General features: G+C 70.5%; 7 protein-coding genes. 3 read left to right on the top strand and 4 right to left on the bottom strand.

What is annotated here, in order from left to right; genetic code table 11:
* Positions 1–151: 151 nt before the first annotated feature.
* The 4 genes from AB0K25_RS31585 to AB0K25_RS31600 all read right to left on the bottom strand — a co-directional run bounded on the left by AB0K25_RS31585 (position 152) and on the right by AB0K25_RS31600 (position 4,610).
* The gene (locus AB0K25_RS31585; protein ID WP_307799765.1) at positions 152–1,003 is read right to left on the bottom strand and encodes a PhzF family phenazine biosynthesis isomerase; all 852 of its coding nucleotides are present in this window, start codon (positions 1,001–1,003) and stop codon (positions 152–154) included.
* Positions 1,004–1,032: 29 nt separating this feature from the next.
* Complete coding sequence (locus tag AB0K25_RS31590) at positions 1,033–2,697, bottom strand: asparaginase domain-containing protein (protein ID WP_219463449.1); 1,665 nt, start codon at positions 2,695–2,697, stop codon at positions 1,033–1,035.
* Positions 2,694–3,167, bottom strand: coding sequence for a DUF488 domain-containing protein (locus AB0K25_RS31595; RefSeq protein WP_308290839.1), 474 nt, complete (start codon positions 3,165–3,167; stop codon positions 2,694–2,696). Before AB0K25_RS31595 ends, AB0K25_RS31590 begins: the two co-directional genes overlap by 4 nt.
* Before the next feature lie 186 nt (positions 3,168–3,353).
* The gene (locus AB0K25_RS31600; RefSeq protein WP_363823995.1) at positions 3,354–4,610 is read right to left on the bottom strand and encodes a replication-associated recombination protein A; all 1,257 of its coding nucleotides are present in this window, start codon (positions 4,608–4,610) and stop codon (positions 3,354–3,356) included.
* Between the two features lie 464 nt (positions 4,611–5,074).
* Here AB0K25_RS31600 and AB0K25_RS31605 point away from each other — a divergent pair, with 464 nt between their 5' ends.
* From AB0K25_RS31605 to AB0K25_RS31615, 3 genes are all read left to right on the top strand, one after another.
* Positions 5,075–6,049, top strand: a complete 975-nt coding sequence (locus AB0K25_RS31605) for a methyltransferase (protein WP_357537546.1) — start codon at positions 5,075–5,077, stop codon at positions 6,047–6,049.
* 82 nt (positions 6,050–6,131) lie between these two features.
* Positions 6,132–6,458: a TraR/DksA C4-type zinc finger protein gene (locus tag AB0K25_RS31610; RefSeq protein ID WP_208569987.1), complete on the top strand. Its 327-nt coding sequence runs from the start codon at positions 6,132–6,134 to the stop codon at positions 6,456–6,458.
* Between the two features lie 285 nt (positions 6,459–6,743).
* Entirely contained in the window at positions 6,744–7,292 is a 549-nt protein-coding gene (locus AB0K25_RS31615; RefSeq protein WP_357537492.1) for a hypothetical protein, read from the top strand.
* The last annotated feature ends 73 nt before the right edge of the window (positions 7,293–7,365 follow it).

A 7,365-nucleotide genomic window follows, 5' to 3' on the forward strand; every position in this document is an offset into this window, starting at 1 on the left:
CGAAAAATCAAGGGAAGCTCGTCGAGTCCGCAGGGAGTCGCCTCCCGGCGAACCAACAGGGCAGTTGCCGGATCACACGCCCGCCCGCTGTCAGCGGGCGGGCCCACCTCGGTCTGCCGGCGTACCGCACGTCGGCGGGACCGCCCGGGGCTCACGTGTAAAGCGTCGCGCGGGCCACCACGACCGCGGACCCGGAGACCTGGACCGTTTCGATCCGGTCCGGTGCACCGGTGGCCCGGGCCCGCATCGTCGACGGGCGACCGATCTCGACGCCCTGCAGGACCTCGATCCACTCACCGAAGGGGATCAGGCCGTGTCGCGCCAGATGCACCGCCAACGACCCGGCCGCCGAACCGGTGGCGGCGTCCTCGACGACGCCGTAGGCGGGCGAGAACATGCGCAGCCGCCACTGCGTGTCGGAACCCGCGAAGCAGTTGGCGGCCATGTCGGGCAGCCGGGCCAGGACCCGCTGGTCGGGCTCCAGCGCGGACAACTCGGGTACGCCCGGCAGACCGACGAACACATGCCTCGGCCCGTTGTCGTAGACCTCCACCGGCAGGACGGCGTCGGTGGCGGGGACACCCAGCCCGGCGAGCAACTCCTCGGCCCGGTCGTAGCGCCCCCAGGTGGGGATGGGCTGCCACGAACTCGCCGAGCCGCGCCCGTCCCGGGTGGACCGCTCGATGTCGAACGTCACCGTGCCCATGGCCGTCTCCATCCGGATCTCCCCGACCGGCTTCAACTCGCTGAGTACGATCGCCGTGCCCAGGGTCGGGTGCCCGGCGAACGGCAGCTCGTTGACGGGGGTGAAGATGCGGACCCGCACGTCACCGTCCCGGCGCGGAGGCAGCACGAAGACGGTCTCCGACAGGTGCATCTCGTTCGCGATCTGCTGCATCCGCTCGGCGGACAGGGCTGCCGCGTCCAGGAAGACCGCGACCGGGTTGCCCTCCAACGCCGTCTCCGTGAAGACGTCCGCCACCACGTACTCGTAGGTGCCCACAGGTTCTCTCCAGCCGGGGATCGTCGAGGTCAATGCGTGTCGAACAACGCCTGGTAGCGGGCGACCGCCTGCTCGGTCACCGCACGCTCGGCGTGGGTGGGCCGGAACGGGTCCGCGGCCGGCGGCAACGCGCCGTACTTGAGCAGGGCAGCCATCAGCAGCAACCGGGCCTTGGTCGCGGTCAGGTTGTTGCCGACGATGAACGTCGGATCCGTCCGGTACGCCATGCCACCGGTGTTGCCACGGCCGGTGCGAACCACCGGCATCCCCGCGAAGATGGCCACCCCGAGCGCCGAGTTCTTCGCCGGGTCCGCCATCCCGAACGGCGACATGCCCTCGCAGACGAAACCGGCGAGCGGGGCGGCGGCGAGATTGGCCCGGATCCGGGCCAGGATCTCCACCTCGTCGCCCACCCGGGGATCGCCGCCCGGTTCCGCCGCGTAGCGGCTGTACTTGGTGATCGTCACCCTGGGCATGGCGTCCGGGATCAGCCCGTCCCCGTCCCTCGTCGCGACACCGAGCAGGGTGACGCCCGACTCCAACGAGCCGGCGACGCCGTTCACCTCCTTCGGCAGCACGGTGAGGCGCAGCTGCGAGCGCGCGGTCTGCCGACGCGTCGGCAGGTAGGTGAGCTGCGGGGGGCCGTACCCGCCCAGGTCGGCGACGATTCCCCCGTGGCCGCCGGTGACTTCGTATCCGCCCGGTCGAGCGTCGACCTTGGTCACGTCGCGGGCGGTGTAGACGAGTTCGTCGACGATCACGCAGGCGCCGACCCGGTCGACACCCTGCGCGTCGAGGGCGACACCGGAGGCGATGTACTTCACTCCGTCCACCACGTTGCGGTCGCCGTCGGCGCTCAGCGAGTGGTGCCGCCGCTGGGCGGCGTGGCCGACGAGGGGAACCGTCGTGTCGATCAGCAGGCCGAGCCAGTAGAGGGTCTCGTCCACGGTCGGGCTGCCCTCGAGCCACTGCACGCCGTCGTGCTCACCCGCGGCGAGGACGGCCTGGACCTGGTTGGTCGCCCCGGCGAGGTCACCCAGGTGCGGCTCACTCTGCAGGTGGTAGGGGTAGTAGACGAAGAAGTCACGGCCGAGCCGCTCCCCGTCCGGACCGGTGGTGTAGCCACCCGACGGGGCCGCGCGGAAGAAGTCGAAGTCGGCGATCGAACCGAACTCGACAGGTGTGCCGTGATCGCCCAGCCCGAACCGTTCGATCTCCTCGTAGAGGCGGCTAGCGTCCGGGTAGAACGTCTGCCGGGCCGCCTCCGGTGGCGCGTACGGCGTGGTCGCGGCCTGCTCCCACGCTGAACCGTCACGCTGCCGCGCCAGGTATGGCAGGGGGTACAGCCCGTCGTCGGGGTGCAGCTCCACGACGAACACCGGGGTGGCGTCGCCGGCCGGCTGCGCGGTGTGGAACGCGCCGTCGGTGTCGAGCCAGCCGTCCGGCGGCGCGTACAGGTGTGCCGCGTCGCGTTCGAGTGGATGCGCGCTGTACGCCTCGACGTACGCCGTGACCGGCGCCGCCAGCCGCTGCGGACGCAGTGCGTCGAACCGGCCCGGCCGGGGTGCGAGGCCGTGCCGGATCCGGGCCTTGTTCGACGTGACCAGGTCGGGGGTGTTCAGGATGGTCGCCGTCGGCCCGGCGAACACCGCGATCCGGGGCCGGGTCCCGCCCGTCGGGGTCAGGCCGGTCATGCCGGGGTCAAATGCTCGACCGACACGTCGTGCTGCTCGGTGAGCCGCCGGGCGATCAGCGACCGGTGACAGGCCACCGCATCGCGCTCGACGCAGAACAGCGCCGCCCGCCCCCGCGTCGGTAGCGCCGCGAGCAGCGGCACCAGGTCGGCGAGGTCGAGGACCTCGGCGGTGTAGCGGCGCACGTACTCGGCAGCCAACTCCCGGCGGGACCGCTTACCGACGCCCTGGCGGTCGTCCTCGGCGTACTGCAGATGGCGGTGTTCGGTGGTCGGGGCCAACTCGCGGTGGTGCTCGTAGGCGATGCCCGCACCGGCGAGGGCCTCCTGCAGCCGGCGCGCGTTCGCCCAGGCGTAGTCGGGCCCCCGGACCCCGCGGCGCTGGCGCACGTCGAACAGCAGCCTGACGTCCGCGGCGCGCAGGCGTAGCAGGAATGATTCGAGATCGAAATCGTAGACTCCGATTGTCACCAATCTATGCATTGGCATCCCGGTCCCTCGTATGGCGGTGCCGCACAATCCGCATCCTGATACTTGGTCGACCCACCCGACACTACCCTTGGAGACCCTCGACACAGCGGTTCGAATGCCATACCGAAAATGCCGATCCGACCACCCGCCCGACTCTTTTGCATCGACCGTCCACTGTGTTATGTGTCAGCCGCCACGAATCACGCGCCGGAGGTCTGCGAGTCGATCACGAAGGGTGCGCTCACCACCGTGCCGACTCGGGTGGTAGTAGTTCTTTCCCACCAGACCGTCCGGCGGATACTGCTGTTCCAGCACCCCGTCCGGAACCTTGTGCGGATAGCGGTAACCGATCGCGTTGCCGAGTTCCGCGGCACCCTTGTAGCGCCCATAGCGCAGGTGGGCGGGGACGTCGTCCACGGCACCCCTGCGCACGTCCGACATCGCCGCGTCGATGCTCTCGATCACCGCGTTGGACTTCGGCGCCATCGCGAGGTGCAGAGTGGCCTGCGTCAGCGCGAGACGCGCCTCGGGCATGCCGATCAACTGCACCGCCTGCGCCGCGGCGACGGCCGCGTGCAGGGCCGTGGGATCGGCCAGACCGACGTCCTCGCTGGCGTGCACGATGAGCCGCCGCGCGACGAACCGCGGGTCCTCCCCGGCCACCAGCATCCGGGCCAGATAGTGCAACGCGGCGTCGGGGTCCGAACCACGGATCGACTTGATGAAGGCGCTGATGACGTCGTAGTGCTGGTCGCCCTGCCGGTCGTATCGCACGGTCGTCTCCGCGACGGCCCGTTCCACGGCCGGCACGTCGATCTCGGTGCCATCGGTCGCCAGCACCCCGTCGGCGGCGGCCTCCAACGCGGTCAGCGCGCTGCGGGCGTCACCGGCGGCCAGCCGCACCAGCGCGGCTTCGGCCTCGGCCGACGGCGTGACCGCGCCGCCGAGGCCCCGTGGATCCGCTGCGGCGCGACGCAGCAGGTCACGGACGTCGGTGTCGCCCAACGAGCGCAGTTGCAGCACCAGCAGGCGCGACAGCAGCGGGGCCACCACCGAGAACGACGGGTTCTCGGTGGTGGCGGCGACCAGCAGCACCAGCCGGTCCTCGACCGCACCGAGCAGCGCGTCCTGCTGCGTCTTGGAGAAGCGGTGCACCTCGTCGATGAACAGCACGGTCTGCCGGTGCTGCCGGTCGAGCCGGCGGCGGGCCTCGACCATCACGTCGCGCACCTCCTTGACGCCGCTGGACAGCGCCGAGAGGGCGACGAACTGGCGGGTGCCGGCGGTGGCCAGCAGCCGGGCGATCGTGGTCTTTCCGGTGCCGGGCGGGCCGTAGAGCAGCACCGAGGCCGCGCCTGCGCCCTCGAGCAGTCGGCGTAACGGGGCACCGGGACGCAGCAGGTGAGCCTGACCGACGATCTCGTCGATCGTGCGGGGTCGCATCCGGGTCGCCAGCGGGCCGGCGTCCGGTGCCGCCGCACCCGGCTGCGGCCGTGGGTCGGCGCGCGGGGTGGTGAAGGACGGTGCGGGCAATTCGAACAGGGTCTCGACGCTGTCGTCCGTTCCGTCGTCTCGGCCATCCGTTGTGACGGTGCTCTGCTGGGACACGCTTGGTGGCCCTCCCCTTCGGTGAGCTGGGTATGTCGTGCGCACCCTAACCCGTCGTCCGCGAGCAACCCGTCAATACAACAACGGCGGTTCGCCACGACGCACGCCGGGAACCACCGTTGTTGTACATCAATTTTGTCGCACTCCGGTCATTGGCCGAACGGAGCGCGTCCGTGACACCAAAGCCCTTCCTCGGCAGTTCCCTACGGGGTACGGTTGCCACCGTCGTCGCGAAGGGCAGTGCGGGCGGAGGAAGAATGGCAATCGACCTACAGGCCACTCGGGACATTGTCGATGTCATGACCGGCGGGTGGAAGGCACAGGCTCTCTACACCGCGGTCAAGCTCGGATTACCGGATCACGTCGCCGCCGGCCGGACCACCAGCGACGAACTGGCCGCGGCAAGCGGCGCTTCCGCAGCGGGGATACGTCGTCTCATGCGACTCATGGTGGCGATGCGCGTGTTCAACGGTAGCGAGACGAGCGGCTACCGCAGCACCTCGATCAGCGAGGCGCTGCGTTCCGACTCACCGTCGATGCGCGACATGTGCCTGCTGCACGGCGAGGAGTACTACGCCGCGTGGGGGCACGCCCATCGCGCGATCGGCACGGTCAACTCCGGCTTCGAGGCCGCCTACGGCAGCTCCTTCTACGACTACCTGAGCGGGGACCCGGACACCGCCCGCCGGTTCCAGGCCACCATGAACGCCGGCAACATGTTCTTCCATGAGGTGCCGGCCGCCTTCGACTTCACCGGCGGCAAGACCATCGTGGACGTCGGTGGTGGCGGCGGGCAGCTGCTCTCCACGCTCCTCGCGGCCACACCCGACGCCAAGGGCGTGCTGTTCGACCGCGAGCACATGATGCCCAGGGCCGGCGAACACCTGGCCGCCACCGTCGGGCTCCACCGGGTCACCCTCGTCGGCGGCGACATGTTCACCAGCGTGCCGACGGGCGGCGACGTCTACATCCTGTCCCGCGCGCTGGCCGGTTGGGACGACGACGCGGTCGTCCAGGCCTTCGACAACTGTCGCCGGGCGATGTCCGGCCCGACGGCGCGGCTGCTGGTCCTCGACCGCTTCGTCGTCGACGAGGACCCGTCCGTGCTGCCGGCCCTGTGGGATCTGCACCTGCTGATGATCACCGGCGGGGCGCACCGGAGCCTCCACCACGTCACCGAGCTACTCGGCCGCGCCGGATTGGACGTCGAGCGGACCGGCGCGCTCCCGATGGAGCACGTCGCCGTCGTCGCCGCACCCCGCCAGGCATCCTGACCGGGCCGTCGATGGCCGGGAGCGGCCGCTCCGGCCAACGGGATCAGCCGCTGGTGTGCCCCTCCGGTACTAAACTGTGACGATGATCCGGGAGGAGCTGCTGCGGTTACGGGCGGGTGCGGAGTCCGAGGCAGCGACGCTGGCGCGGGATCTGGAGGCGCTGTTCACGGCATCGCGGGATTCGAACGCCGACGACGAACACGATCCCGAGGGTGCCACCGTCGGCTTCGAACGCGCCCAGCTGATCGCGCTGCTCGCCGCGACGCGGGCGCGGATCGCCGAGGTCGACGACGCCCTGCTCAGGCTGGAGGCGGAGACCTACGGGCGCTGCGAGCGCTGCCAGCAACCGATCGGTGCGGAACGACTCGCCGTGCGGCCGTTCGCCCGCCACTGCATCTCGTGTGCGTAGGACGGTGAGGCGGGCGAGTGCCCCAATCTTCCCGCTTTCGTAGCCGGGGGTGTCGCGGTGGACGGTGTCGGCCGCCCGCACACTCCGGGAGTCGATACAGGATGCCAGCGACGACCGCCCGACGAGGATGCCTCTCCGGCCCACCCACCGCGGCGACGGCCCTTGCGGTGCGGGAGGCACTGCGCCTCAGTGTCGGGTCATCCGCCGTCCCGGCTTCGTTCCCACGCCCGGGTAGCACTGATAGGTTCACGGTCCGGACGGGTTCGTGGCGGGGTAGGGATGACGATGTCGGTACGCCTGATCGGTGCCAACCCCGGACTCACCCTGTTCGACGCCGCCGGCGAGCGCACCGCGTTCGCGTCGGTGTGGCGGGTGGACTGGTCCGAACGGGGCCCGGGGCATGCGATCGTGGTGTGGCAGGCGGGCGAGGTCCGGATCCTGACCCCACGACCGGAACTCGGCCAGTGGCTGACCGACGAGTTCACCAGGCATTTTCCGGAGGTCGCGGGCCTGCCGTGGGGCACACCGGCGGTGACGCACACCGCAGTCCGTCTCGACTACGACCTGGCCCGGGGTGTCCGCGCACAGGCGGCCGATGTCGTCGTGGAGATCGACGAGCCGCTCGACCGGCGGCTGATCCGGGTGCCCGAGTTCGACCTCGGCGGCACCCCGAACCTGCTCTCCACCGTGTACGTGCCGTGCGCCGAAGGGCGGCTGACCGTCGACGGGGTCGCCGTGGCGGGGTCACCACAGGTGACCCACGAGCCGACGACATCATCCAGCGCGTTCCTGGCGGACGCCGAGGTGTGGTGCCGGGTGGACGTTCCCAGCTGACCCTACCCAGACGTCGTGGACGCTGTCGTCGACGGCTGCTCCGGCGGCCCGCAGCATCTGCACCGTCATCCGC

Origin of the sequence: Micromonospora sp. NPDC049257 (assembly GCF_040678915.1) — a bacterium.
In the GTDB taxonomy this organism is placed as follows: Bacteria; Actinomycetota; Actinomycetes; order Mycobacteriales; family Micromonosporaceae; genus Micromonospora; species Micromonospora antibiotica.